Below are 23,481 nucleotides of genomic sequence, written 5' to 3'. Positions count from 1 at the left end.
GCACCATTAACAGCGTGACTGGCCTAAACCTTGGCGCCTACTGGCAATGCCGATCCTTTTATCCCTCGACAAATGACCTCTGGCAGGGGGCGCCTTGACTACAACCTTTACATTGATGCCGCTCGCACCCAAATCTGGGGGGATGGTACCGGTGGGAGCAGTTTGCGTACCTTAGTGCCTGTGAATCATGCCCCTACAACCCTTGAAATTTTTGGTCGCATCCCCACCCGGCAGTTTGTGCCTGCGGGCATCTACAGCAATACGATTGTAGTGACACTGGAATACTAAGAAACCGTAAAGCGATTGGTTTCCTCGCGAATTTGTTCAAAGGAAATCTCCTGAGCTGTACCCGCAAAGGGATGATCCGGAGTTAAAAAGAGAAGGCAGTGACACTCCCGCCGTTCGCGCATGGGCACACAGGGGCAGTTCCAGTAGGCCGCTTCTACCTCTGCTTCTTTGTCTTCATAGTGGCGGCAGGGACACAGGGGAGAGCCGTAGTCGTCTTTATGCTTGGCCAATCCTTCCAGAACAACCGCCGTTGTCCCCAAATCTGAGCAAAAGTAGGTTCCTGTGCGCTTAGCATAGGTTTCCGCAAACTTGCGCATGGCTTCAAGATTTTTGTCGGAGGCCTGTTGCGGTTTATAGGTGCTACTCATGGCAAAATTTGCGACACGAAACTTCTTTCAGTTTAGCGGAAGGCGATCGCTGGATTGGCGTTGACTGGATTAAAAGATCCAGGGTGCTGGAGTTGAACCAGCCTATGGCGAATTATGAGTTCGCTGCCTCATCCGCTCGGCCAACCCTGGGAAAATGCCTATCACTTTTCAATATAGTCCCACTTGGCGCTTTCTACCGCCAGATGGTCTGAATGGCCATTGAGTGCGGGGTTCCTTGCTAGGCTAAAGGAGAAGGGGTTTCAAGAAGACTGGGGATGAAGCCAATTTACTTAGATGGACTGGCAACCACACCGGTGGATCCCCAAGTACTGGCAGCCATGTTGCCCTATTTTAGCGATCGCCCCGGCAATGCCAGTAATCGTGCCCATGCCTATGGTTGGGAGGCCGCCGCCGCCATTGATCTTGCCCGTGAAACGATTGCCGCAGCCATCCATGCCCATCCCGAAGAAATCATTTTCACCAGTGGTGCCACTGAAGCAGACAACTTGGCAATCAAGGGGGTGGCTGAAGCCTACTACAGTCGCGGTCGCCATATCATTACCGTGCAGACAGAACACAATGCAGTGCTCGCTCCCTGTCGCTATTTGGAGTCCCTTGGCTTTCGGGTGACCTATCTAGGGGTGAATGAGAAAGGGTTCATTGATCTGGCTGAGTTAGAGCAAGCCTTTACCCATGAGACCATCTTGGTATCCGTGATGGCTGCCAATAATGAAATTGGGGTGCTCCAACCCTTGGCCGAGATTGGTCGCCGCTGTCGCGATCGCGGGGTACTCTTCCACACCGATGCCGCTCAAGCCTTGGGCAAAATTCCCTTGGATGTTCAGGCGCTTCAGGTGGATCTCATGTCCCTGACTGCCCATAAACTCTACGGACCAAAGGGCATTGGTGCCCTCTATGTGCGGCGCGATCGCCCCCGCGTCCAACTTGCGCCTCAACTTCATGGTGGCAGTCAAGAACAGGGCTGGCGATCCGGAACCTTGGCCACTCCCCTCATTGTCGGCTTTGGGGTAGCAGTACGACTCGCTCAGGAACGTCAAGCCACGGATATTCCCCATCTGCGGCACCTGAAAGAACGGCTGTGGCAGGGCTTAGCCTCCCTTGGAGACATTTATCTCAATGGTGATTGGCAACAGAGTTTACCCAACTGTCTCAATGTCAGTATTGGTGGGGTTGAGGGCAATGCCCTCCTACAGTCGATTTATCCCCATGTTGCCCTCTCAACGGGGGCAGCCTGTAGTAGCGACAAACCAACACCGTCTCACGTTCTGCTTGCCTTGGGGCGATCGCCCACCCTTGCTCATGCTTCGCTGCGATTTGGTTTATTACGTACCACCACAGAGACCGAGATTGATTTAGCGCTTCAGCAGATTCACCACAGCATTCAACAACTACGCCACCAGAGTTGACGCTCATCCCGGTAACGCTATGCCTAACGGCAGGCTTAGGCCAACGCGTATAGCAGGAGATTCCCCGTTCACAGAGTCTTGACTAGATGACCTGAAAGTCATCCCCGCCAGAACCTCTCTAGGGGCATTTTCAAGACGGTACGCCCCACCGCCTATCAATCGATTCCGCAACACGAATGCAGCGGCAATATCCCTAGGCATTGAACAGCCACAGGGGCACTCATGCCAACGGATTGATAGCGTTTTGCGGACTGCTTCGCCACAGTTGGGACACTCTTGAGAGGTGCCCGCTGCTTTCTCCTTGACAACCACCTTGCCACGCTTGCAGGCCACCCAAGGCAACACCGAGTTCAGGAATGGCCCATGACCCGCATCCAGCATGTGCTTGCCCAGCGTCCCACGACTGAGGCCAATCAGATTCAAATCCTCCACCACAATCACATCAGCCCCGTCGCAAAGTTGGTGGGCAACCTTGAAGTGAAAGTCCCTGCGGGTGCGGGCAATCTGTTCATGCAGCTTCGCCACCTTGCGTTGAATCTTCTTCCAGTTGGCTGACCCAATCTGTTTCCGCTTCAGTCTGCGTTGCAGCAATTGAAGCTTGCGTTGCATCTCTACGAAAAACCTAGGCCGTGCTAGTTGAAGTCCGTCCGAGGTGGAGAGAAAGTATTCCAAGCCAACATCGAGGCCAACCACCTGCTTCAAGACTTGCTGATGCTTGGGCGTTAACCGACGCTAAATCAGGGTTGAACTGCTTTGCTTGGGTTAATCGTTGACACTGCACGTTGAAGCTGGGGTAGGGGGCATCCGCTGGGATGATGTACTCGCTAGGCACAGAGCAGGCATTGACTGGACATTTGCGCGAAGCAATCCAGTCTTTGCGCTCCCTCAGCGCATCATTCCAAAACTTGGCGACACACGTCTAGATCGTGGTCGATCTGCTTGGCCTGCTGCTGGGTTAGTTTTAGCCTGTACTCGTACGTCAGGGTGATCATGAGTGGACTATAGCTATTAGTCGCACCCGATGTTCGGTGCCAGCTCAATATGTCCAGCAACAAGCTGAGATTGAGTGACTGCTCCCTGCGGTCGCCCGCCACCTCACCACCACCTAACCGCTTTGCGGTATAGACGGAGTACTACGGCGAATTTTGGTAGATTGCTAAAAAATGCAGGAGCCTCTTTGCCCCTGCACTGGAATCGTTAATTTTAACTCTTCGTCAATCGTCTAGCGCTATGGGCGCAGTTTCCCGAGCATGCTCATAATGCCATCTTGTTTCTTGAGCATTTGGTTGAGCTTGCGCAAATCAAGGTTGATGGTTTCAGCAGGATAGTTTTTCAAAAACGACATCATGCTCAACCCTTCCGGAGAAGCAGCGGCAGTGAGCATGGCACCACGGAGAGCCACTTCACCGGCTTTATCGCGGCGAATCGTGACCTGAGAAAATTGTTTGAGTAAATCTTTGCCAATGGGACTACTCAAAATTTTATTGGTTTGCACAACATTAAAGGGCAGCCGCATACCCAAGAATTCAAGGAGCTTGGCTTGGTCATCTTTGGAAACCATCCGCATCAATGCTCGCAATTCTCCCGTAGCTTCTTGAGTGGACACAAATTCCTCTAGCTCCGACATCGGGAAGGAGCGCTGAAAAGGACCATAGGTGAGGGAGACAAAGTTAGCTGCTTTGGCAGGGGTGGTGAAAAGGGCACCCACGGGTAGTGCCAGTGCCAGTAACCAAGGCGAAAGACGCTTCAGCATAGGGGATCGACTCCAAAATCACTTCAGTACAAACGTCGGATTGCACCGCTAGCAGTATAGCAGCGAAAATAGAGCTTGCTGGCTCTCCTTAACTTATCCCTAACGTTTAGTAGGCTTAGACGTAAATTGATGAGCGTTTGGCAGCAGGGCGCCACCATTGAGCTAACAATTGACTCCTTGAACCACACGGGGGAGGGGGTAGGACGCTGGCAGGATCGGGTGGTTTTTGTGGCGGATACGGTTCCGGGCGATCGCCTGCGGGTGCGACTGACCCATGTCAAGCGGCAATATGCCCACGGCAAGGTCTTGGAGGTGGTGCAACCCTCAGAGCAGCGGGTGCGGCCAAGCTGTATTGTGGCGGATAAATGTGGCGGCTGTCAGTGGCAGCGGGTGGCCTATGGGGCGCAATTGGCGGCCAAAGAACAACTGGTGAAGGACGCGATCGCTCGCATTGCTCATCTGAAACCGCAAATTTTCCTACCGATTTTGGCTGCCCCTAACCCCTTTGGCTATCGCAATAAAGTGACGTACCCCCTCGGTCGCCGCCATGGTACCGTGGTTGCGGGCTATTACCAAAAAGGCTCCCATCACCTAGTAAACCTGAATCAATGTCCCGTGCAAGATCCGCGCTTCAATCCGCTCTTGGCTGCCCTGAAGCAAGCGTTACAACCTTGGCCGATATACAACGAGCAGACCCATGAACCGGGGTTGCGCCACTTGGGCTTGCGCATTGGTCAGCGTACCGGGGAGCAGCTCATTACCCTCGTGCTTGCGGGGGCATTACCCGCTGGCTTGCAGGCAGAGGCAGAAGGTTGGTTACAGCAGTTTCAAGGGGTGGTGGGGGTCTGTGTCAACTTCAATCATCAAGTGGGAAATCGCATCTTTGGTGACGAGACCCAGGTATTGGCGGGGCGATCGTACCTTTGGGAAGAGATGGCAGGGGTGAGGTTTCAGATTGCTTCGACCACCTTTTTTCAAGTCAACACGGCGCAAGCGGAGCAACTGGTTAGCACCCTGCGAGAGTGGATTGCCCCAACAGGTCACGAACGACTGGTCGATCTCTACTGTGGAGTCGGGACACTGAGCCTACCCCTTGCCGGCGCTGTCGCTGAAGTGATTGGTGTGGAAGTGCATCCTGCTTCGGTACAACAGGCGATCGCCAACGCCCAACACAATGGTATTAACAATGCTCGTTTTTTCTGTGCCAGAGCAGAAGAGTGGCTACCCCAGTCCGATCAGGCCGTGGATGTGCTAATTCTTGATCCACCGCGCAAAGGGTGCGATCGCCCCGTTCTTGAGGCGATTCTCCGCCACCGTCCGCCGCGCATTCTCTATGTCAGTTGTCACCCTGCCACCTTGGCACGGGATTTGGCTCACCTCTGCGCTACCGGTGCCTATCAACTAACCAAAATTCAGCCCCTCGATATGTTTCCGCAAACAGCCCATGTAGAAACGGTTGCTTTACTGACTACTTCCTAGGGCAGGATTCTCCCCAGTGGGTTGGATTGGCTCTACGCGAAACATTTTGGCAAACATCTTGCTAACGTAGGCTTGGCCATAGACCACGCTGGTCTTAGCTGTTGGCGAAGTGCTTGTCTCTGGTGGCGCGGCGGTTGGACTTTCCTGATGGCTAGAGGGAGAGGCTGTAGACTCCTGCTGCTCTGGCGTGGAATTCTCTGCAGTATCGGCAGTTGTTGATGGCTCTTGCCAAGGATCCTCAGAGGAAACGGCACTCTCTTGGAGGGGACTCGTTTCTGTGGGGGGCTGCCAACGGCGACTACTATCACCAAGAAGCGAACCAGCGGCCACCACAGCACCAGACGGAATCGTTGTTTGCATCACGGTGGTACTGGCGCCAATACAGGCATGGGGTTCAACGGTCACTGCCCCAATCAGCAGCACGCCCGCGCCAATGTTGACCCCTTCGCCAATTTCAATGGTGCCGCCGTGGGCATGAATGACGCTGCCCATACCAATACAGACACCTGCGGCAATGCGAATTGAAGCCCCTGCTTCTGCCCAAAGCAACACCCCGGGTGCCAAAACGGCTTGGGGATCCACCACCACATCACCAACAATGCGAACCGCAGGTGAAGGGGGCAGGGCTAAAGGCGGCAGGGGCATTGGGGCACCTCACAGGGAGGGCTACTTAGCAGCCTGTTGGAGCAGGATTTCGGCCACCCGCTGCTTACCGGCAGGATTAATGCCAATCAGCCGCACGTACTCGCCACTGTATTCTTGGAGGCAAGCCTGAATCGCAGCAAGGGCTTCATTGAGATTTTTGGCCTCAATGCGGGGGCCACTTTGCCAAGAGTTGGTGCGGTAGCGACGGGCATCCACGTGTTCTAGGCCGAGGGTATAGCCCTGTTGTAGCAGTTGCCGTACTTGTTCAACCACCTCTTGACTGAGACTGTGGCTGCTAGTGCTCCCTTGACTAGAGGCGGTTGGGCGCGGTGCGAACCCTTGACCACGGGTGCTACTGCCATTGCTGGCGGTTTTACCATTGGGGCGGTGAATAATCGTTTCCAGTACCCGCTGTTTGGCTTGGGGATTGACACCTACGAGGCGGACATAGTCCCGCTGGTGCTCGGCAAGGAAGGCACTGAGGTCATTGAGCTGCTGCGCTGAGGTAATTTTGATGCCGCTTTGCCAAGAACTGGTACGGAAGCGACGCTGGTCGGCATACTCGGTGGTGACTTGGCAGCCCTGGCGCAACAGGTCTTGAATTTGGTTCAGGAGATCGGCGCTGAGAACGGTTTCATTGCTGGCCGAACTGACGGAGACAGGGCTAGTAGCCGCTGGGGTTGCTGCTTTTGTGGCGATCGCCACCGCGCCATCGGGTCGCTGAATAATTTGCTCAAGGACGCGCCGCTTTTGCTTTTGATCAATACCAATCAAGCGCACATATTCCCCTGCATGTTCTTGGAGGCAGGCCTCAAGGGCGGCGAGCACTTCCCGTTCCTCTTTGGATTGAATGGGGGCGCAGCTAGTCCAAGAACTAGTGCGATAGCGGCGAGCATCAGCGTGCTCTGTGCCAATTTGATAGCCCTGCTGAAGTAACTGCCGCACCTGAGCCACAACGGAGGCATCCAAGGAACCCACTGGGGCTGCACTCACGGTTGCGCTAGGACGATAGCTACTAGAACTAGTCACAGCAGCTTGACCGGGGCGTTGAATAATTTCCTCGAAAACGCGACGCTTGGCTTTGGGATCAACGCCGATCAGGCGTACATACTCACCCTCGTGTTCCTTGAGGAGTTGGGCGATCGCCGCCATCACTTGAGACTCCTGCCGTCCCGTCAACGTCGGGCAACTCTGCCAAGAGCTCGTACGATACCGCCGCGCATCGGCATATTCCAAGCTGATTTGGTATCCCTGCTGCAACAATTGGCGGACATGAGTCCCATAATCTGCGGTCATAGTGTTCTTTTCCCCGGTGAGCGTTTCAACGTGTAGGATGGGTGGGTCTTCTTGACGCTGGAGTTCATTCCGAATCGGGGCAATACAGGCAATATTCTCAGCACACTGGTACCCCGATAGCAGTGCTTCATTGATGCCAACCACGTGCTGGGCAAAGTGAATATCCGACTCTTCCACGTTCGGCAGGCGATCGGCTTGCTGCTGCGTCGTGATCACCATTCCTGAAGGCACATATTTTCCCGGTGGAATCTCCACATCCTGAATGAGGACATGCATCATCACCACACAGCCTGCGCCAATCCGAGCATTAAAGACCGTCGAACGAAAGCCAATGAAACAGCCATCGCCAATGTAGGCAGGGCCGTGGATCAGCGCCATGTGGGTAATTGAGGCATTATCACCAATCCAGACAGAATACTCTTGGCCATCATCGCCAATCACCCGTCCCTGCTGGAGGCCGTGGATGACAACGCCATCTTGGATGTTGGTGCGGGAGCCAATGTGGAAGGGCGTTCCTTCATCGGCACGAATGGACGTGCCGGGTGCGATGTGAACATAATCTTTGATGCGGACATCGCCGATGAGGTTACTAAAGGAGTGGACGTAAGCCGTGGGGGCAATCTCTGGCTCCGCTAAATCCCTAGACCACGGCGTCGGAGGTGCCGCATAGCTTTGAACCGCCATAGGGAGAAGTCTCCAATGCTAATACTGGGTACGTTTGCTGTAGAGCAAATAATTATCCCGACTTACGGTGTCAATAATGGCGACAACGGCTGCGTCAATGGGTTTGTCGGTGCCATTGATAATACAGCGGGCGGCACTGCCTCGGCTTACCAATACCCACTCATCCTGTCCTGCACCCACCGTATCTGCAGCCACTTCGTAGTCGGGTAAAAATTCGCCGTCCTCACCCAAATATTGCAAGACGAGAAACTTGACTCCCGTTAAGGTGTCTTCTTTTTGAGTACTGGTAACGGTGCCGCACACTCGCGCGATTTTCACTATGGGCGACCCATCGGACGAATGCCACTAACGCTTTCGCGGAATTGTTCCACCGCTTCGGTGTAGCGAATGGGCAGGACGTATTCGAGGTTTTCGTGGGGACGTGCAATGATGTGGGTGGAGAGCACTTGACCCCCATTCACACGCTTCACGTTTTCGACCCCCGCCGCCACCGAAGCCTGCACTTCAGAGACATCACCACGGACAATCACGGTGACCCGACCACTGCCGATTTTCTCGTAGCCCACAAGGGTAACGCGAGCGGCTTTCACCATTGCGTCTGCGGCTTCCACCACTGCGGGGAAACCAAGGGTTTCAATCATACCGACGGCAATTGCCATTGTAATAACTCCTAAACGTCAGACAAGTTAAGAACTAGAGGATCGATAAGCGATGCAACTGAAAACTCCACCCAACTGCCAAACCCCTTAGTTTCGGAATTGCTCCACTGCCTCGGTATAGCGAATGGGCAATACGTACTCAAGGTTTTCGTGGGGACGAGCAATGATGTGCGTAGACAGTACCTCGCCGCCATTGACACGTTTGGCAGAATCGACCCCGGCAGCCACTGAGGCTTGCACCTCGGAGACATCACCCCGCACAATCACGGTGACCCGACCACTCCCAATTTTCTCGTAGCCCACAAGGGTGACCCGAGCGGCTTTTACCATTGCGTCTGCTGCTTCGACGACGGCGGGGAATCCGCGCGTTTCAATCATTCCCACAGCAATTGGCATGAGTAAGCTCTCCTAATTAGAATAAGGGTAAGCAGTACAAAAGCTAGAGTTGCAATCAGAGCGATCGCTACAGAAAATAATGACGGGATAGCCGATTGTTATCGTAACGTTAATCACCGTCCTCATTATTTCTAAAACAAGCATAGGGTCAGGGGTTTCTTTTGACAATATAATGATTGATAATATTTTCTAGTTTCTCGTATTATCAAACCTAATTTTAAGCCCTTGACCCCTATTTCAGCTCAAGGCAGGTGAGTATGAATCAGTTAATCCATAGAATTTTATCTAAAACTGGTTACCTTCTCATAGACTGATTGCTTGATTAAGAGGGTTCTGCCGGCGTTTGGGCAGACTGCATAAGGTATTTCAATGTTGCCCTGTATTTTGCTAGATTAAAATCTATTGTTCCATCAAACAGCAATTAACTTTTCTCGATCAATATTCTGTAAAACGCTGATTTGACCGATGCGCTGAAACTCTTTGCTACTTTTATCGGCGAGGTGCAGTACCCAAGGCAGTCGAGAAGAGCAAAATCCGCTAGCAGGATGCAATTGAGTCAAATGATAGGTCTGTAAAGCCAGTAGTTCTAAAGGGGTCTTGCCATGGGTGTGCACAACGCGCAACGGTCTAGCACTGCCTCCATATTTTTTCTTGCTTGCCTCCTCGCTACTTTGTAAAATAAATGAGTTCGTTTCCTCGAACAAGACAACAGTACCCACTGCAGCGTCCTGATAGGTTACTTTGCTATCAGTTGAACAAATCTCACGTCCCATTCTGCCTGAGCCACTTTTACGGACACTGAGAATATCGACAGCAATATCTTTTTTATTTAGTTCTTCGATTGTTTGCTCAAATTCCCCTTTTTGAATAAGGCCATCACGCATCAGTAGTATCTTTTTAGGGTAGGAATGACAATTGTCTTGGAATTTAAGCACTAGCTTAGACACAACTTGCCAAATTGCTTGGCCAGAGATAGTTTCTCCCCGTTGCACATGTGGTAACTCCCAACCCAAGCTTTGACCATTGGCTAAAACTGCAAAAGCAGAAGTGCCATAGTACAGTCTTCCATTTGTACCTGTGTCAAAACCGATAACCAAGTCAGCAGCTTCAGGATGATCTAATGGTTTTAGATAGACAGGCTGCCACTTGGCTTTACACAACAGCCCTAGGCAAACATTGAGAGATTTATAATTATTTACATTAACTGGCACTATAAACTGAGTTGCTATACCTGCTTTTAATGCTTGATTTCGCAATTTCTGTTTTTCTTCATTGGGTGACCAGGGCATCACCACTAAGACAGTTTTAATTTCTTGAGCAGCCCATTGCTGCCAGAATCTTTGTTGAGCCAGATAACCTTCCGGGTATTCGCTTTTGGTAAAATAGGAGTCTATTTGTATCTGGGTGCCACTATTTTTCGCTATTTCCAGTAAGCATTTGCGTACTTCTTCTGGATATTCAGTTTTATCATCAGAAAGATTAAGGCAACCAAATTTCTTTTCACCAATTTTTGCACAGCCAAAGGAGCTAATTTTAGCTGTTTTGTCAATTTCTTTATTATTGCGAGCTAATAGTTTTGCGCGAGGCATGACAAACCCGTTAACTTTGATCGGCTCTGGTTGACAACTAAGATTATAGATGTGTTTGAAAATGAGTTCGGCTGTTTTTTGGGATTCCGACAAACGCAGGTTAATGTTTTTCCTAATGCAGTCAAACACACCTTGAATTTCACTTTTTTCTCTGCCTTGTTCAGTAATTTGTGCTAAAATTTCCACTGTGAGAACTGGTGATAGTCTTTGAGATAGATGATATACTGGCTTAGCTTTATAGTCACTAGTTTTTCTAACAATTATAATACGTGATTCATTTATTTCTTCTTCAGATGCACCCTTTCGACGGTGGTAATCCGCTAAACTGATTCCGAGTTCTTTTATTTCTACGTCATTTGGACTTTTATTCGAAAAATCTTCAAGAATCCAAACTTTTTTATCTTCGTAAGTATTTCTGACGTACTTGATCTGAATATCGGGGTATTCGTTGAGCCACCATTCAAGTGTAAATGGAGTATAAAAGCGATGATGAATATCAATTTCCAAGTATAATTTTCCATCTGGCTCAATTCTAACGTTGATTGCTCTACCTCTATGTACTTCCCAGCCATCCCCCCTTTTTTCTACCCCTTCTTCAGCAGGAATCCACCAAATCAATCCGACTTCGTAATCTTTTTCAATTCTGGTTTTGTTAAATTTTTCTTTTAATTTGCACTCTAGGATTTTGCGTTCAAAGGATTCCAGTGCCTGCCTTTCGTGATCTTTTTGACAACTCAGATCTCTACATTCTATTTCTTGTAACTGCCAATCCTGAGTTTGCCTCCTACTAGTATCAATAGGCTGCCTTGTAATAATGCGGTTCCCTAGTCGAACAGCAGTTACACCTAGTTTGTAGCAAACGCTGGAAAGGGCTTTTTGCTCGCTACCTTCCTCTGGCACTTGAGTAAATTGGCATTGGTATTCATAAAATGTGAGATCCTGTTGAGTCAGATTTTTCACAAAAAAACGATTGAGTATAACTTCAACTTCTCGAAATTGGGCGAACATGATTCACAGAGAATGCAAATGTGGATGATTATAGCAAGTCTTGTTACAAATTTAAGCAGCCGAGATACAATTGTCATGAATATTGGTGTGGAGGATCTGGGGTGCTGCGGCTACCAATGCAACCCATTTGGCAAAGGGTTTCCCAGTGGCCAGTGTGGGAGCCAACACGACTGGCGATCGCTAGTTCAATTCTGCTGCACGCTGTGATTCTTTCCTTTGTGCGGGTGCCCGAACCCACACCGCCAGAGTTGGCCAGTGATCAACTGGTGCCCTTGGTCAGCCTTTCTCCGGAACTCGAAGCGGATTTACCTTCGATTGAACCGCTCTTGCCCACGGAACTGCCGCCCCTTGCCACGACCGCACCACCGCCTCTACCGTTTACAGGCATTGAGCCACCCCCTCTTTCCTTTGCCCCCTTGGCACCCCTGCCCCCCTTGCCGCCGCTGACGGAACTGCCGCCCCTACCCAATCCAGTACCGCTGCAACCTTTGCCGCCGCTATGGCAATTGCCCCCGCCCGCCCGCCCCTTACCCGTTATCCCGACAACCCCGAATGAAGAGGTGGCCGTTGCGCCGGAACTCGTCTCACCGACGCCTACGCCTGAACCCACCCCTGAAGAACCCCTAGCAACCACAGAAGGCGAAGCGGCAGCAGCGTTATCGCGGTGGTTGAATCAAACGCGATTGACCCTCAATACGACGAATCTACAAGTGAATTTAGCCCAGCGGATCACGGACTTTTATCCCCAAGAGGCCTGTGGCGATCGCCTGCAGGGGGAAACAACTGTTGCGGTGGTGGTCACTCCCCAAGGGCAATTGCTGCCTGCCAATGCCGCCCCAGAAACGGGTTTGCTCACCCGCAATCCCCAGATTATTCGCAGCAGTGGTTCTGTACTCCTCGATCAAGCCGCCCTAGAACGGGTACGTCAGCAATCCTTTGAGGCCACAGGGCAGTACCAAGCCCTAGCGCTCACCTTTGCTTTTGAGTATCGCCCCGAAGTGTGCCGAGGTCAGCAACCTGCTGCCACCCCAAGACCACAGCCTGCCATGCCAGCACCGGCAACGCTACCACCAACACCAAAACCAGAGGCTAGACCATCCCCTGCGAGTGAAGCCTCACCAGCACCCACCCCCACTGAAGAAGCACCACCGCCCGTATCCCCAGAACCTAGCGAGACAAACTCGTCGTCTGAAGCGCCGGCTGCGAGTCCGCCAGCAACATCTCCCGAATAAAGCGGGCGATCGCCCGTTGCAGGAGGCCGTTGACAATACGCTGACCCATTTGCTGTACCTCTGGGCGCACAATAATCCGCAGAATTGCAGGGATGACTTTGCCCCAGTCAAAGCCGGGGGTATCCTGCAAAATGCTGAAAATGCGGCGCAAATGCTCTAGGGCATTGGCTTCACTGATGATATTAGAACTTGCCGTTGCTGGTACGGGACGGGTGACGAGGGGTAAGAGTTGCACCAAGTTCCATTGCCCTATGGTTGTCCGTGCCCACGTGTCAAGGCTCTTGACAATTTCATCCGCTAGGCGATCGCGATACTCCGCTCCCCGCTCCGAAAAGAGAAAATCTAAAGCCTGCTCCAGCACCACATTAAAGTCATAGTCACGGCTCTCGCGGGCATTGCGCAGCAGATTTTCTAGGCGCGTCCAGCGAAATTGACCATCCTTGAGGAGCAGGTTCGTGAGACTTGTGCGCAGCTCTGGGGCAGGATCCGTGAGCAGTCGTTTGGCAATGTAAGGATAGGCGGCACTGAGTACCTTAAAGTTGGGGTCAACGCCCATGGCAATCCCTTCCATGGTCAGGAGCGATCGCACGATCAAGGCATAATAGGCAGGCACCTGAAAGGGATACTCGTACATCACCTCTGACAGGCGATCGAAAATGCGTTGGATATTTAGTTCCGAGACACTCGCCCCCAAGGCATCCTCAAAGACCAAGGCCAGCGCCGGAATAATCGGTTCCAGATCTGTATCGGGGGTTAGGAACCCTAAATGAACATAGTCGTAGGCAAGGCTTTCGTACTCACGGTTAACAATGTGGACAATGGCATTCAGCAAGCCATAGCGCTGCTCTGGGGCAATCTCACTCATCATGCCAAAGTCGAGATAGGCCAATTTGCCGCTAGGCATGGCCAGCAGATTCCCTGGATGGGGATCAGCATGGAAAAACCCATGTTCGAGCAACTGCCGCAGGGAGCACTGCACCCCCACATACACCATGTAGCGCGGATCAATCCCCAAGGCTTGAATTTGCTGCGGTTGGTTGAGTTTGACCCCCGTCACCCACTCCATGGTGAGCACCCGCCGCCGCGTATAATTCCAGTAAATCTTGGGAATATAGACATCGGTGAGGTGGCCATAGAGACGGGCAAAGCGTTCGGCATTCCGTCCCTCTTGGGTATAATCCATTTCCTCAAAGAGGCGACCAGCAAATTCATCGAGAATGGCCACTAAATCACTGCGAATCTCCTTGATCAGGCGTTTTGCCCAATAGGCCACCCCCCGCAGAATGTAAATGTCCAAGGTGATACTTTCTGCCAAGCCGGGACGCTGGACTTTGACGGCCACCTCTTCGCCACTGTGGAGTTTGCCCCGGTACACCTGTCCCAAGGAGGCAGCCGCAATGGGATGATCACTCAGTTCAGCAAAAAGCTCACTGGGGGGGGCGCCCAGTTCCTCCTCAATAAACTGAAAGGCCACTTCATTGGGGAAGGGTGGCAACTGATCTTGGAGTTTTGTTAATTCTTCCAAATAGACCGCTGGCAAGAGATCCGGACGAGTGGAGAGGGCTTGCCCCACTTTGATATAGGCTGGTCCAAGGCGGGTGAGGGTTTCCCGCAGGGCGATCGCTCGCTGGTGTTGATTTTGTTTACTTTGGCCTGTGACCCTGTCCCACCAACGGTTAAAGAGCAGCCAAAACACTGGCCAGAGAATCCGCAACCAGCGACTGAAGACCAGTAAAGGTCGCTGCCGGTAGTAGGCACCAATGGCCACGGGATCATAGGGTTGAAAGGTCTCCGGATCATTGGGAAGGGTTTCAGCCGCGATCGCAATCTCTTGGGGCGCGGAATCACTGGGGACAATTGCCGTATTCATGGGCAGTCGCGCAAACTCTTAAAGTATTTTAACAATCAGTTCATCATCAGGGAGGGCGGAAAATGCGGCTAGTGATTTTGGGGGCAACGGGGCAGGTGGGCTGGCAATTGGTGCAGCAGGCTCCCCAAGGGGTAGAAGTCATTCCCATTGCTCGCCAAGGCACTGCCGTAACACTGGACTTGGAAGATTTAGAGGCCATTCCCAACCTAGTAAAAACCCTTTGCCCCGATGTGGTCATCAATGCGGCGGCCTATACTGCCGTGGATCAGGCGGAACAGGAACCGGAACGGGCACAACGGATTAATGGCACAGCTGTGGGTCTTTTGGCAGAAACGATGGCCTCTTTGGGAGGGCTGTTGATTCACTACTCAACGGATTATGTGTTTGCTGGTACGCAGTCGCGACCCTATCGCGAAACGGATGCCACTGCCCCCCTCAATGCCTATGGCTATAGTAAGTGGCTAGGAGAGCAGGCGATCGCCACCCATCACCCCGCCCACCTGATCTTGCGCACCAGTTGGGTGTATGACCTGCGGGGCAAGAACTTTTTGCGCACCATGGTTCGCCTTGCTCAAACCCGTCCTGTGGTTCGGGTCGTTGCCGATCAAATCGGTACGCCCACGGCTGCCCCCTTCATTGCCCAAGTCACCTATCAACTGCTGGAACACTGGCAGGTGGATTCCTCCCTGAGCGGTCTCTATCACCTGACGCCCCGCGGCAGTACCAGTTGGTATGGCTTTGCGGTAAAAATTTTTGATCACCTGCGTGCCAAGGGCTATGCAACTGCCACCCTAGAGGCGATTCCCAGCAGTGAGTATCCGACACCGGCCAAGCGACCCGCCTTTTCCACCCTCAACTGCGAGAAGTTGGAGGCGGTTTTGGGGACTCCCCTCCCCCCTTGGGAAGCGGTTCTTCAGCCCCTTTTAGACCAACTAGATCCGCAATCCGTGCTTTAGGGGGTTGTTGCAACGGTTGTTTTCATTTGGCTGAACCAGTCGATGAGTTGCGCCAGTTGTTTCTCCACCGGTTGCGTCCCTAGACCCCGCACGGTAATTTTGCCCTGACTATAGACAAACCGACTTTGGAGATGGGTGGGCAGTTGCTCTAGGAGCAGTTTCCATGCTGGCTCCGCCATCGGAGTTTCCAAGATCACATGTTGCTTGCCTTCCGGGCGAATGCGACTAATGCCACACTGCCGTGCCAGTTGCTTGAGTTCCACAACCCGCAGCAGTTGCTGAACTGATTTGGGCAATGCCCCATAGCGATCGCTCCACTCTGCCGCCAATTGCATCAAGTCTTCTTTTGTCGTTGCAGCGGACACCGCGCGGTAGGCGGCCATCTTTTGCTCCAAATCGGGCATATAGTCGGCGGGAATAAAGGCAGTGACATTGAGATCCACTTGGGTATCGTCAACGGTGGGAATCTCTTGGCCACGAATTTCAGCGATCGCCTCCTCGAGCAGTTCCACATACAAATCAAAGCCAACACTGTCCAGTTGACCGTGCTGCTCCGCCCCTAGGAGATTGCCCACACCGCGAATTTCCATGTCTCGCATTGCCAGTTGGTAGCCCGATCCCAGTTGGGTAAACTCCTGAATTGCCCGCAGTCGTTGGCGTGCCGCTTCAGTCAGCACCTCTTGGCGGGGGTAAAATAACCACGCATGGGCTTGAATGCCCGCTCGGCCAACCCGACCCCGCAGTTGATAAAGTTGTGCCAAGCCAAACCGCTGCGCATCCTCCACCAAAATCGTATTGACGCGGGGAATATCCAAGCCGGACTCAATGATGGTCGTACAGACAAGGATATCGGCCTCGCCATTGCTAAACCCCAACATCGTCGATTCCAGCTCCCCTTCGGGCATCTGACCATGGGCAATGAGAATGCGGGCACTGGGCACCATCCCTTGCAGCTTTGCCGCCACCTCCTCAATCCCCTCAACCCGCGGCACGACATAGAAAACTTGACCCCCCCGATCCAGTTCTTGGCGAATCGCGCTGCGCACCGTTTCTGGGTCATAGGGGGCAAGGTGGGTTTGAATCGGGCGCCGCGAGGGGGGTGGTGTGGTGATCAGGCTCATCTCCCGAACCCCCGACAGAGCCATATAGAGGGTGCGGGGAATTGGCGTTGCACTGAGGGTGAGCACATCCACTTGGATTTTGAGGGCTTTGATTTTCTCCTTTTGGTTGACGCCAAAGCGTTGTTCCTCATCCACCACCAGTAGCCCCAAGTCCCGAAATTTAACGGTTTTGCTCAGGAGTTGATGGGTGCCCACGACAACATCCATTTCGCCGGTTTTGAGTTTTTGTAGGATGTCTTGGCGCTCCCGCTCACTGCGAAAGCGGTTGAGGAGTCCCACTTGAATGGGATAGGGGGCAAAGCGTTCCTTGAGGGTGTGGTAATGCTGCTGCGTCAGAATCGTTGTGGGTGCAAGAACCACCACCTGTTTGCCTGCCATCACGGCTTTGAAAATAGCGCGAATGGCCACTTCGGTTTTGCCAAAGCCAACATCACCGCAGACCAGCCGATCCATGGGGCGATCGCTCTCCATATCGGCCTTAACCTCTTGGATGGCCTTGAGTTGATCCGGAGTGGGCTGATAGGGAAACGAGTCCTCCATTTCCTGCTGCCACGGTGTATCTGGAGGGAAGGCAAAGCCCTGTTGTTGGGCACGTTGAGCATAGAGTTGCAGCAGATCCACCGCTACTTTTTTAATGGCCTTACGCACCCGGGCTTTGGTACGTTCCCAAGTGTTGCCCGTTAACTTATTGAGTTGGGGAACGCCATCGCTCTGTTTGCGGTAGCGGGAGAGGCTGTTGAGTTGATCGGCAGCAACGCGGAGAATGCCATCGGCATATTGCAGGGCGAGATACTCGCGGGTTTCGTTGTTAATCGTTAGCGTTTCTAGGCGCAGGAACTGACCAATGCCGTGTTGGCGATGGACGACGTAGTCCCCCGGCTGAAGCGTGTTGAGATCCACCTGTTTGGCAGCAGCGCGGCGGCGTTTGCGCACATAGCCAAGGTTGACTAGGTTGTGCTGGCCAAAGAACTCGCGATCGCTCACCAGCACCGTGCGGAACGTAGGCAAAATAAAGCCACTAATTTCCGCTAGACCACTGGCCTTGAGGGCAATGGGCAGTCGCTGCTGTTGCAGCTTATCAATGGCCGGAAAGTCCTTGGGATTGGGCACAAACTGGGCGGGGCAATCATGCTCCTGCAACAGGGCTACAGAGCGACTCGGCTGCGCAGAGACCAACCACACGGTGTACCCCTTGTCCCGTTCCTCCCGCAGGGTTGCCGCCAAGCGACCAAATTGGTGGGGAATGGCTGGAACCGCCCGTGCTGATAAATTGAGACCGAGTCCCTCACTGGCCAGTTCGTAGAGGTGCACCCGTTGAAACCGCTCGAGGGCTTGGGCACTGGCTGACCACGGACGATGAATGGGGGGGGGTGGCGTTTCAAGGCTTTGCCAGTAGGCTTGACTGTGCTCATACCAGCGATCGCCATGGGCAGCACAGAGGGGCGGCTCATCCACGGCAATGAGGGTTTGGGCAGGCAAATAATCCAAGAGCGAAGCCGGTTGCGGAAAAGCCACCCCCAGATAGCGCCGCAATCCCTCTTGATCCTCCGAAATGAGATGGGCGTGATCTGCTGCCCGCAGGGCTTGGGCAATCAGGGGAGTAAAACTAATGGGCGTCAGGGTTACCTGCGCAAGGGCATCAAGGCGATCGCCCTCGGTGTGTAGGGAGCGTTGACTGGCCGGATCAAACTCGCGAATGGACTCAATCTCATCGCCAAACCACTGCAAGCGCACCGGTAGCTCCGCCGAGACGGGGAAAATATCCACAATGTCGCCGCGCCGACTCCACTGACCTTCCGTTTCCACGAGAGAAACCCGCTCATAACCAAGGGCTGCCAAGGCAGTAGCCACTTCCCCTAGGGAGTGCTCTTGACCCACCTCTAAAGTTAGACAGGCGGCACGAAACTGCTCTGGTGGGGGTAAATGGGGTTGCAGTGCCCGTTCGGTGGTGACAATTGCAATATTGGGGCGATCGCTCTCGACTAGAACTTGCAGTTGCCCCCAGACCATCTCCGCTTCCAAGTCAAAGGGGTCATAGGGAGAGGCCTCCGATGTCGGGTAAAAGAGCACCGCCTCCCAACCCATGAGTTCCAATTGCGCCGCCCAGCGTCCCCCCTCCTCTAAGGTGGAAGTAATCACACACAGCGATTGCTGACTCTGCTGCGCCAATGTGGTGGCCACAAAGCCCTTGACAAGGCGGGGCATCCCCGTGAGGATCAGTTCCCGTTGGTGTTGTAATTTGCTGAGCAGTTCAGCCGTCAGCGGCAGCTTACCCCAACTGCGGGGAATTGCCATTAAGGACATAGACGAGTGTCAGTGCAGGTGATCAAGATTGCAGAATTGAATTGCGACCCCTTGGGGCAGCGCTAACGCATTATAATTCTTACGCTCTCCTATCATTGTAAAAAGCAGGACAAGGATTCAGAAAACTCTAGCTAAAGCGCTTTTCGACAATTAGGGGGTAAAGAAGGGGGGATGCTCCTGTTTGGTAGCTGCTTTGGCTGTTTTCAGTGTGTGCCATCCCTGTAAAAAGAGCTACATCACTGCTGAAGAGAGGGTGGAACCCCGTCGGCACTTCCTTCATAATTGTGAAAGAGTAGGAATTGCAGAGATTGAATGACGCGATCGCCCGATATTGATAGTCCGGCTCCAGAATCCTCAGCGATTGTTGACAGCACCCTTGAGGCAAGCGACCCCATTGACCCTGAGGATGAACTGCCCAATGAAGTGGAAATGTCCCTCTGGGATCACCTTGAGGAGTTGCGACAGCGGCTCTTTGTTGTCCTCGGCACTGTTGCTGTCACCATTGTTCTCTGCTTTACCCAAGTCCGCTGGATCATTCAGTTCCTTGAAAAACCAGCCCATGGTGCGAAATTCCTGCAACTAAGTCCGGGGGAGTACTTTTTTGTCTCCTGTAAAGCGGCGGCCTACAGTGGCATCCTCCTAGCGACACCGATGATTCTCTACCAAGCCATCCGTTTTATCCTGCCGGGATTGACACGACGTGAGCAACGCTTGCTGGCACCGGTGGTTTTTGGTTCATCCATTCTCTTTATTGCCGGTTTGGCCTTTGCCTATACCCTCTTGGCACCCGCAGCCCTTGGCTTTTTCATTAACTATGGGGCAGATGTGGTTGAGCAACTGTGGTCGATCGATCGCTATGTGGATTTTATTTTGCTATTGCTCCTTGCCACCGGCCTTGCCTTCCAAGTCCCGATTCTCCAGTTGGTACTCATTGCCCTCGGCATTGTTTCCATCCCGCAAATGCTCAGCCAATGGCGCTACGTGGTGATTATTGCCGTAGCCGTGGCAGCGGTTTTGACCCCCTCCATTGATCCGATTACTCAAGGACTGTTGGCGGGTGCTCTGCTTGCCCTCTACTTTACGGGGATTGGCTTGGCCAAGCTGATGGGGGTGGGGCGTTCTGAGGCTTAAACTTGCAATACCCTCAAAAAAGACTCAATCAGAAAAGATGATTTTGGCGATAAAAATCAATTATCGCGATCGCCCCTCGAACTTATCAAGGCTCTCAATAGAGATGATATGCTGATGTTGCCAAATTAGTGCATCCCTTCGCGATCGCAAGAATGGCATTACTTTAACAAATTTTTGTGTTTAGGAGCGGTCTTCATGCCCATTGCCCTTGGGATGGTAGAAGTACTGGGTCATCCCCCTGCCTTAGCCGTTGCCGATGTCATGGTGAAAGCGGCGCGTGTTACCCTTGTGGGCTATGAAGTGGTCAGTGGTGCTCGCCTGACGATTATTGTGCGCGGCGACGTTTCTGAAGTGCAAATTGCGGTTGCAGCGGGTGTGGAAGCCGCCAAGAAAATTCCAGCTCAAAGTCCTAAGGAAAAAACGCTCTATCTGTCGTCAACGGTGATCCCGCGCCCCCACGAGAATTTAGAGGCCGTTTTCCCGAAAATGCGGTTCCAATATGGCGATGGCTGGGAGCGTTTTCTCGTTTAGCAGCCTTGGGAAAAGTTCTCTAAAGCTTCTCTAATGAGCAAAGCTCCACCGCCCAGATAATTGCCTCAGAAGGGAGCACCCCCCCAATCAACTATCTCAACAGTGAAGCCTCAAAATCGCTAGGAAACAGTTTTAGAGGGGTACCTAGGCTAGACCAGTGTTGACCCCCGGCTTACCCGTAAACAGTTCCACTTTCACAATTTTGCCACCCATTTTTTGGATGCGTTGTTGCTCGCGGAACCAGTTTTCGTAGGGCACCAGTTTTGTGAAATAGGTGTTTTGCAGTTCGCGCTGGGTGCGAATACGGGTTTGACTCGGCACACAGGCGGTAATTTTGAAGATGCGCATGGGATGGGACTCCAAATCTGTGTAGGGTGATTACACGTCTGGGAGCTAAAGGCCAGACTCAGACTGTTTAAGCACAATTGCCATGACAGGCTGACACTCTAACCCCTAACTCCCAGACAGATGTGCGACTGGAGAGCTGTACTTAGCTTAAGCCAGAGCAGATGTAGTCAAAGTAGATGCCCATTTCTTTGCCGGCATCGGCACCCACCAAGCTGGCGGTGACTTCTTTCATAGCTTGGATGGCTTGCACAGTGGCAGCGATGGGCACGCCCAAGGAGTTGTAGGTTTCTTTCAACCCATTGAGCACCCGCTCATCGAGGATGGAAGGATCCCCAGCCAGCATGGCATAGGTGGCATAGCGCAGGTAGTAGTCGAGGTCGCGGATACAGGCCGCATAGCGACGGGTGGTGTACATGTTGCCACCGGGACGGGTGATGTCAGAGTAGAGCAGAGATTTGGCCACTGCTTCTTTGACGATATTGGCGGCATTGGCGCTGATCACGGTCGCAGCCCGCACCCGCAGTTCGCCAGTTGCGAAGTAAGCTTTCAGCTTCTCCATGGCGGCGGTGTCGAGGTATTTGCCTTGCACGTCAGAGGCGTTGATGACAGCGGTAATCGCGTCTTGCATAGTTCTTTTTCCTCAAAAACTGATTTGGATGATGGATCAATAAAGGATGCTGAGGCGACCTACTGCATGGCGCCAATCACGAAGTCAAAGTAAGAACCGGCTTCAGCGGCATCTTCTGCAGACAGCAGCGAGGAAGCAACGTTCTTCATGGCGCGGATCCCTTCGGCCACGGCAGGAATGGGGGTGCCGAGGGAGTTGTACATTTCACGCACACCCACCAAACCAATTTCTTCGATGGGGGTGACATCACCCGCAACAATACCGTAGGTCACAAGCCGCAGGTAGTAGTCGAGGTCACGCAGGCAGGTGGCGGTCATTTCTTCACCGTAGGCATTGCCACCGGGGGAGACCACATCAGGCCGTTTTTGGAAGAGTTGATCGCCCGCTTGCTTGACAATCCGCTCGCGGTTTTCGGTCAGGGTTTGGGCAATGCGCAGACGGCGCTCGCCGGTGCTGACAAAGCTTTTAATGCGATCCAGTTCACCGGGGCTGAGGTAACGGGCCTCGGCATCTGCATTCACGATCGATTTCGTGACGACGCTCATTGAGTTCCTCCAAAGTTGGAATTGTAAAACAAGGGTCTTGATAATGTGGCATTTGCCATTGGAATGTTACGATTCACCGCACTCCTGTAGGAGAGATAGGTACGGCGATGAACCCGACGGGCTGACGTAACCTTCCGCAAACATTCTCAGGCATAGGGGGGACATCTCCCACATCATCGCAATCCTTTTTAACATTCTTAACATTTTTTCAAAAATCTGCTAAGGGCAGCTATTCCAGCCATTCGATAATGCGGGTGCCAAGGTTGAGGGGAATATTCACCGCTTTGCCGAGGCGGGGTTTCTCACGGGTGGTCTCAATAAAGGTGCAAACTTGCTGGGCACAGCCCCAGTCATTGAGGTGCTGGGCGATGGCTCCAAGGTGGGCGGCATAATCTTCAGGCGTATCGGGATAGGAGGCCTGCTCGAGGTAACGCCACATCACTTGCAAAAAGATGCGATCGCCCACGCGGCGAAACTGAAGGTCAAAGGAGCGCCCCCATTTGCGCAGGAGCAAGGCATGGAGTTCATCACCAGTGAGGGGCGTCAGCATTGGCAAGAATTTCAGCCCTTGCGGCTAGGACGGCTCGGACAGTGTGATAATAGTTAACAAACGTAATTATTTTACGGCTGTTCGTTTCGATTCCTTAGTAAATAAGCGTAAACCATGGCTCAAGTTTCTGGAATGTCTGATGTGCCCGATATGGGGCGGCGACAGTTTATGAACCTGCTGACGTTTGGTACCATTACCGGTACAGCGTTGGGCGCTCTGTACCCTGTCGTCAAGTATTTCATTCCGCCCTCCAGTGGCGGCACGGGTGGTGGTGTGGTTGCCAAGGATGCATTAGGCAACGATATTAAGGTTTCCGACTACCTGACGAAGCACCTGCCGGGCGATCGCTCCCTTGCCCAAGGGATTAAAGGGGATCCCACCTACGTGATTGTTACTGAGGATCACCAAATTGCCAATTACGGCTTGAATGCCGTCTGCACTCACCTTGGCTGCGTGGTGCCTTGGAATGTCAGTGAAAACAAGTTCATTTGCCCCTGCCACGGCTCTCAATACGACAACACAGGTAAAGTGGTGCGTGGCCCTGCTCCCCTCTCCTTGGCACTGGTGAATGCCACGGTTACCGAAGATGACAAACTGGTGTTTACCCCTTGGACGGAAACCGATTTCCGCACGGGCAAAGAACCTTGGTGGACGTAAAAAGAAATTAGGGAGT

Annotated in this window: 23 protein-coding genes and 1 tRNA gene; 8 read left to right on the top strand and 16 right to left on the bottom strand. The window is 52.8% G+C overall.

Going from position 1 to position 23,481, the window contains the following annotated elements:
- Window positions 1-30 precede the first annotated feature (30 nt).
- On the top strand, window positions 31-288 hold the full coding sequence (locus tag RHK62_RS06395; protein WP_310438380.1) for a spore coat U domain-containing protein: 258 nt from the start codon (window positions 31-33) through the stop codon (window positions 286-288).
- Here the strand turns inward: RHK62_RS06395 and RHK62_RS06390 are convergent.
- Together RHK62_RS06390 and RHK62_RS06385 are read right to left on the bottom strand one after the other, a co-directional pair.
- Window positions 285-656 (bottom strand): ferredoxin-thioredoxin reductase catalytic domain-containing protein, encoded by a 372-nt coding sequence (locus tag RHK62_RS06390; RefSeq protein WP_206201496.1) that lies wholly within the window; start codon window positions 654-656, stop codon window positions 285-287. The genes RHK62_RS06395 and RHK62_RS06390 overlap by 4 nt on opposite strands.
- Window positions 657-733: 77 nt before the next feature.
- Window positions 734-806: transfer RNA gene (locus RHK62_RS06385), tRNA-Ile, on the bottom strand.
- A 125-nt stretch (window positions 807-931) separates the two neighbouring features.
- Between RHK62_RS06385 and RHK62_RS06380 the strand changes: the two genes are divergently transcribed.
- Window positions 932-2,083: a cysteine desulfurase family protein gene (locus RHK62_RS06380; RefSeq protein WP_206201495.1), complete on the top strand. Its 1,152-nt coding sequence runs from the start codon at window positions 932-934 to the stop codon at window positions 2,081-2,083.
- A gap of 3 nt (window positions 2,084-2,086) precedes the next feature.
- Here RHK62_RS06380 and RHK62_RS06375 read toward each other — a convergent pair whose 3' ends face one another.
- Together RHK62_RS06375 and RHK62_RS06370 are read right to left on the bottom strand one after the other, a co-directional pair.
- Window positions 2,087-2,776, bottom strand: coding sequence for a transposase (locus RHK62_RS06375; RefSeq protein ID WP_310453525.1), 690 nt, complete (start codon window positions 2,774-2,776; stop codon window positions 2,087-2,089).
- A gap of 535 nt (window positions 2,777-3,311) precedes the next feature.
- Complete coding sequence (locus RHK62_RS06370; RefSeq protein WP_206201492.1) at window positions 3,312-3,836, bottom strand: alpha/beta hydrolase; 525 nt, start codon at window positions 3,834-3,836, stop codon at window positions 3,312-3,314.
- 129 nt (window positions 3,837-3,965) lie between these two features.
- On the opposite strand from RHK62_RS06370, the gene rlmD reads away from it, so the two are divergent.
- Entirely contained in the window at window positions 3,966-5,315 is a 1,350-nt protein-coding gene (gene rlmD, locus RHK62_RS06365) for a 23S rRNA (uracil(1939)-C(5))-methyltransferase RlmD (RefSeq protein WP_206201491.1), read from the top strand.
- Here rlmD and RHK62_RS06360 read toward each other — a convergent pair.
- From RHK62_RS06360 to RHK62_RS06335, 6 genes are all read right to left on the bottom strand, one after another.
- Entirely contained in the window at window positions 5,298-5,960 is a 663-nt protein-coding gene (locus tag RHK62_RS06360; RefSeq protein ID WP_302679102.1) for a hypothetical protein, read from the bottom strand. The genes rlmD and RHK62_RS06360 overlap by 18 nt on opposite strands.
- Window positions 5,961-5,981: 21 nt before the next feature.
- Window positions 5,982-7,940 (bottom strand): ribulose bisphosphate carboxylase small subunit, encoded by a 1,959-nt coding sequence (locus RHK62_RS06355; protein ID WP_302679101.1) that lies wholly within the window; start codon window positions 7,938-7,940, stop codon window positions 5,982-5,984.
- A gap of 18 nt (window positions 7,941-7,958) precedes the next feature.
- Window positions 7,959-8,258: a EutN/CcmL family microcompartment protein gene (locus RHK62_RS06350; protein WP_149817455.1), complete on the bottom strand. Its 300-nt coding sequence runs from the start codon at window positions 8,256-8,258 to the stop codon at window positions 7,959-7,961.
- On the bottom strand, window positions 8,258-8,599 hold the full coding sequence (locus RHK62_RS06345) for a carbon dioxide-concentrating mechanism protein CcmK (RefSeq protein WP_011056790.1): 342 nt from the start codon (window positions 8,597-8,599) through the stop codon (window positions 8,258-8,260). The genes RHK62_RS06350 and RHK62_RS06345 overlap by 1 nt, the downstream gene beginning before the upstream one ends.
- A gap of 87 nt (window positions 8,600-8,686) precedes the next feature.
- Window positions 8,687-8,995 (bottom strand): carbon dioxide-concentrating mechanism protein CcmK, encoded by a 309-nt coding sequence (locus tag RHK62_RS06340; protein WP_011056791.1) that lies wholly within the window; start codon window positions 8,993-8,995, stop codon window positions 8,687-8,689.
- Between the two features lie 410 nt (window positions 8,996-9,405).
- Complete coding sequence (locus RHK62_RS06335; RefSeq protein ID WP_310453453.1) at window positions 9,406-11,592, bottom strand: argonaute PAZ domain-containing protein; 2,187 nt, start codon at window positions 11,590-11,592, stop codon at window positions 9,406-9,408.
- A 101-nt stretch (window positions 11,593-11,693) separates the two neighbouring features.
- Here RHK62_RS06335 and RHK62_RS06330 point away from each other — a divergent pair, with 101 nt between their 5' ends.
- Window positions 11,694-12,824: a hypothetical protein gene (locus RHK62_RS06330; RefSeq protein ID WP_310453452.1), complete on the top strand. Its 1,131-nt coding sequence runs from the start codon at window positions 11,694-11,696 to the stop codon at window positions 12,822-12,824.
- Here RHK62_RS06330 and RHK62_RS06325 read toward each other — a convergent pair.
- Window positions 12,760-14,694 (bottom strand): AarF/ABC1/UbiB kinase family protein, encoded by a 1,935-nt coding sequence (locus tag RHK62_RS06325; RefSeq protein ID WP_310453451.1) that lies wholly within the window; start codon window positions 14,692-14,694, stop codon window positions 12,760-12,762. The genes RHK62_RS06330 and RHK62_RS06325 overlap by 65 nt on opposite strands.
- Before the next feature lie 62 nt (window positions 14,695-14,756).
- Between RHK62_RS06325 and rfbD the strand changes: the two genes are divergently transcribed.
- Window positions 14,757-15,650 carry a dTDP-4-dehydrorhamnose reductase gene (gene rfbD / locus RHK62_RS06320; protein WP_310438384.1) on the top strand — a complete coding sequence of 298 codons (894 nt, stop codon included), beginning with the start codon at window positions 14,757-14,759 and terminating at the stop codon, window positions 15,648-15,650.
- On the opposite strand, the gene mfd is transcribed toward rfbD, so the two are convergent.
- A complete protein-coding gene (gene mfd / locus RHK62_RS06315) occupies window positions 15,647-19,075 on the bottom strand; it encodes a transcription-repair coupling factor (RefSeq protein WP_302679096.1) in 3,429 nt (1,142 codons plus the stop codon). The genes rfbD and mfd overlap by 4 nt on opposite strands.
- 312 nt (window positions 19,076-19,387) lie before the next feature.
- On the opposite strand from mfd, the gene tatC reads away from it, so the two are divergent.
- Together tatC and RHK62_RS06305 are read left to right on the top strand one after the other, a co-directional pair.
- Window positions 19,388-20,206, top strand: coding sequence for a twin-arginine translocase subunit TatC (tatC, locus tag RHK62_RS06310; RefSeq protein ID WP_149817467.1), 819 nt, complete (start codon window positions 19,388-19,390; stop codon window positions 20,204-20,206).
- Between the two features lie 195 nt (window positions 20,207-20,401).
- Window positions 20,402-20,737, top strand: coding sequence for a carbon dioxide-concentrating mechanism protein CcmK (locus tag RHK62_RS06305; RefSeq protein ID WP_024125880.1), 336 nt, complete (start codon window positions 20,402-20,404; stop codon window positions 20,735-20,737).
- A gap of 144 nt (window positions 20,738-20,881) precedes the next feature.
- Here RHK62_RS06305 and RHK62_RS06300 read toward each other — a convergent pair whose 3' ends face one another.
- The 4 genes from RHK62_RS06300 to RHK62_RS06285 form a co-directional block, all read right to left on the bottom strand.
- A complete protein-coding gene (locus RHK62_RS06300) occupies window positions 20,882-21,085 on the bottom strand; it encodes a phycobilisome linker polypeptide (protein ID WP_206201483.1) in 204 nt (67 codons plus the stop codon).
- Window positions 21,086-21,227: 142 nt separating this feature from the next.
- Window positions 21,228-21,713, bottom strand: coding sequence for an allophycocyanin subunit beta (apcB, locus tag RHK62_RS06295; protein WP_149817471.1), 486 nt, complete (start codon window positions 21,711-21,713; stop codon window positions 21,228-21,230).
- 59 nt (window positions 21,714-21,772) lie between these two features.
- Complete coding sequence (gene apcA / locus RHK62_RS06290) at window positions 21,773-22,258, bottom strand: allophycocyanin subunit alpha (protein WP_149817474.1); 486 nt, start codon at window positions 22,256-22,258, stop codon at window positions 21,773-21,775.
- Between the two features lie 229 nt (window positions 22,259-22,487).
- On the bottom strand, window positions 22,488-22,808 hold the full coding sequence (locus tag RHK62_RS06285) for a DUF3067 family protein (RefSeq protein WP_149817476.1): 321 nt from the start codon (window positions 22,806-22,808) through the stop codon (window positions 22,488-22,490).
- 114 nt (window positions 22,809-22,922) lie between these two features.
- Here RHK62_RS06285 and petC point away from each other — a divergent pair, with 114 nt between their 5' ends.
- Complete coding sequence (petC, locus tag RHK62_RS06280; RefSeq protein ID WP_310438386.1) at window positions 22,923-23,465, top strand: cytochrome b6-f complex iron-sulfur subunit; 543 nt, start codon at window positions 22,923-22,925, stop codon at window positions 23,463-23,465.
- The last annotated feature ends 16 nt before the right edge of the window (window positions 23,466-23,481 follow it).

The organism is Thermosynechococcus sp. HY213 (assembly GCF_031460975.1).
Taxonomy (GTDB): domain Bacteria; phylum Cyanobacteriota; class Cyanobacteriia; order Thermosynechococcales; family Thermosynechococcaceae; genus Thermosynechococcus.
This window is presented reverse-complemented; position numbering and strand designations above follow the sequence as displayed.

Excerpts from the sequence above, each read along its gene's own strand:
- RHK62_RS06390 (WP_206201496.1), bottom strand. The coding sequence starts at position 656 with ATGAGTAGCACCTATAAACCGCAACAGGCCTCCGACAAAAATCTTGAA.
- RHK62_RS06380 (WP_206201495.1), top strand. The coding sequence starts at position 932 with ATGAAGCCAATTTACTTAGATGGACTGGCAACCACACCGGTGGATCCC.
- RHK62_RS06370 (WP_206201492.1), bottom strand. The coding sequence starts at position 3,836 with ATGCTGAAGCGTCTTTCGCCTTGGTTACTGGCACTGGCACTACCCGTG.
- rlmD (WP_206201491.1), top strand. The coding sequence starts at position 3,966 with ATGAGCGTTTGGCAGCAGGGCGCCACCATTGAGCTAACAATTGACTCC.
- RHK62_RS06360 (WP_302679102.1), bottom strand. The coding sequence starts at position 5,960 with ATGCCCCTGCCGCCTTTAGCCCTGCCCCCTTCACCTGCGGTTCGCATT.
- RHK62_RS06355 (WP_302679101.1), bottom strand. The coding sequence starts at position 7,940 with ATGGCGGTTCAAAGCTATGCGGCACCTCCGACGCCGTGGTCTAGGGAT.
- RHK62_RS06345 (WP_011056790.1), bottom strand. The coding sequence starts at position 8,599 with ATGGCAATTGCCGTCGGTATGATTGAAACCCTTGGTTTCCCCGCAGTG.
- RHK62_RS06340 (WP_011056791.1), bottom strand. The coding sequence starts at position 8,995 with ATGCCAATTGCTGTGGGAATGATTGAAACGCGCGGATTCCCCGCCGTC.
- RHK62_RS06335 (WP_310453453.1), bottom strand. The coding sequence starts at position 11,592 with ATGTTCGCCCAATTTCGAGAAGTTGAAGTTATACTCAATCGTTTTTTT.
- RHK62_RS06325 (WP_310453451.1), bottom strand. The coding sequence starts at position 14,694 with ATGAATACGGCAATTGTCCCCAGTGATTCCGCGCCCCAAGAGATTGCG.
- rfbD (WP_310438384.1), top strand. The coding sequence starts at position 14,757 with ATGCGGCTAGTGATTTTGGGGGCAACGGGGCAGGTGGGCTGGCAATTG.
- mfd (WP_302679096.1), bottom strand. The coding sequence starts at position 19,075 with ATGTCCTTAATGGCAATTCCCCGCAGTTGGGGTAAGCTGCCGCTGACG.
- tatC (WP_149817467.1), top strand. The coding sequence starts at position 19,388 with ATGACGCGATCGCCCGATATTGATAGTCCGGCTCCAGAATCCTCAGCG.
- RHK62_RS06305 (WP_024125880.1), top strand. The coding sequence starts at position 20,402 with ATGCCCATTGCCCTTGGGATGGTAGAAGTACTGGGTCATCCCCCTGCC.
- RHK62_RS06300 (WP_206201483.1), bottom strand. The coding sequence starts at position 21,085 with ATGCGCATCTTCAAAATTACCGCCTGTGTGCCGAGTCAAACCCGTATT.
- apcB (WP_149817471.1), bottom strand. The coding sequence starts at position 21,713 with ATGCAAGACGCGATTACCGCTGTCATCAACGCCTCTGACGTGCAAGGC.
- apcA (WP_149817474.1), bottom strand. The coding sequence starts at position 22,258 with ATGAGCGTCGTCACGAAATCGATCGTGAATGCAGATGCCGAGGCCCGT.
- RHK62_RS06285 (WP_149817476.1), bottom strand. The coding sequence starts at position 22,808 with ATGCTGACGCCCCTCACTGGTGATGAACTCCATGCCTTGCTCCTGCGC.
- petC (WP_310438386.1), top strand. The coding sequence starts at position 22,923 with ATGGCTCAAGTTTCTGGAATGTCTGATGTGCCCGATATGGGGCGGCGA.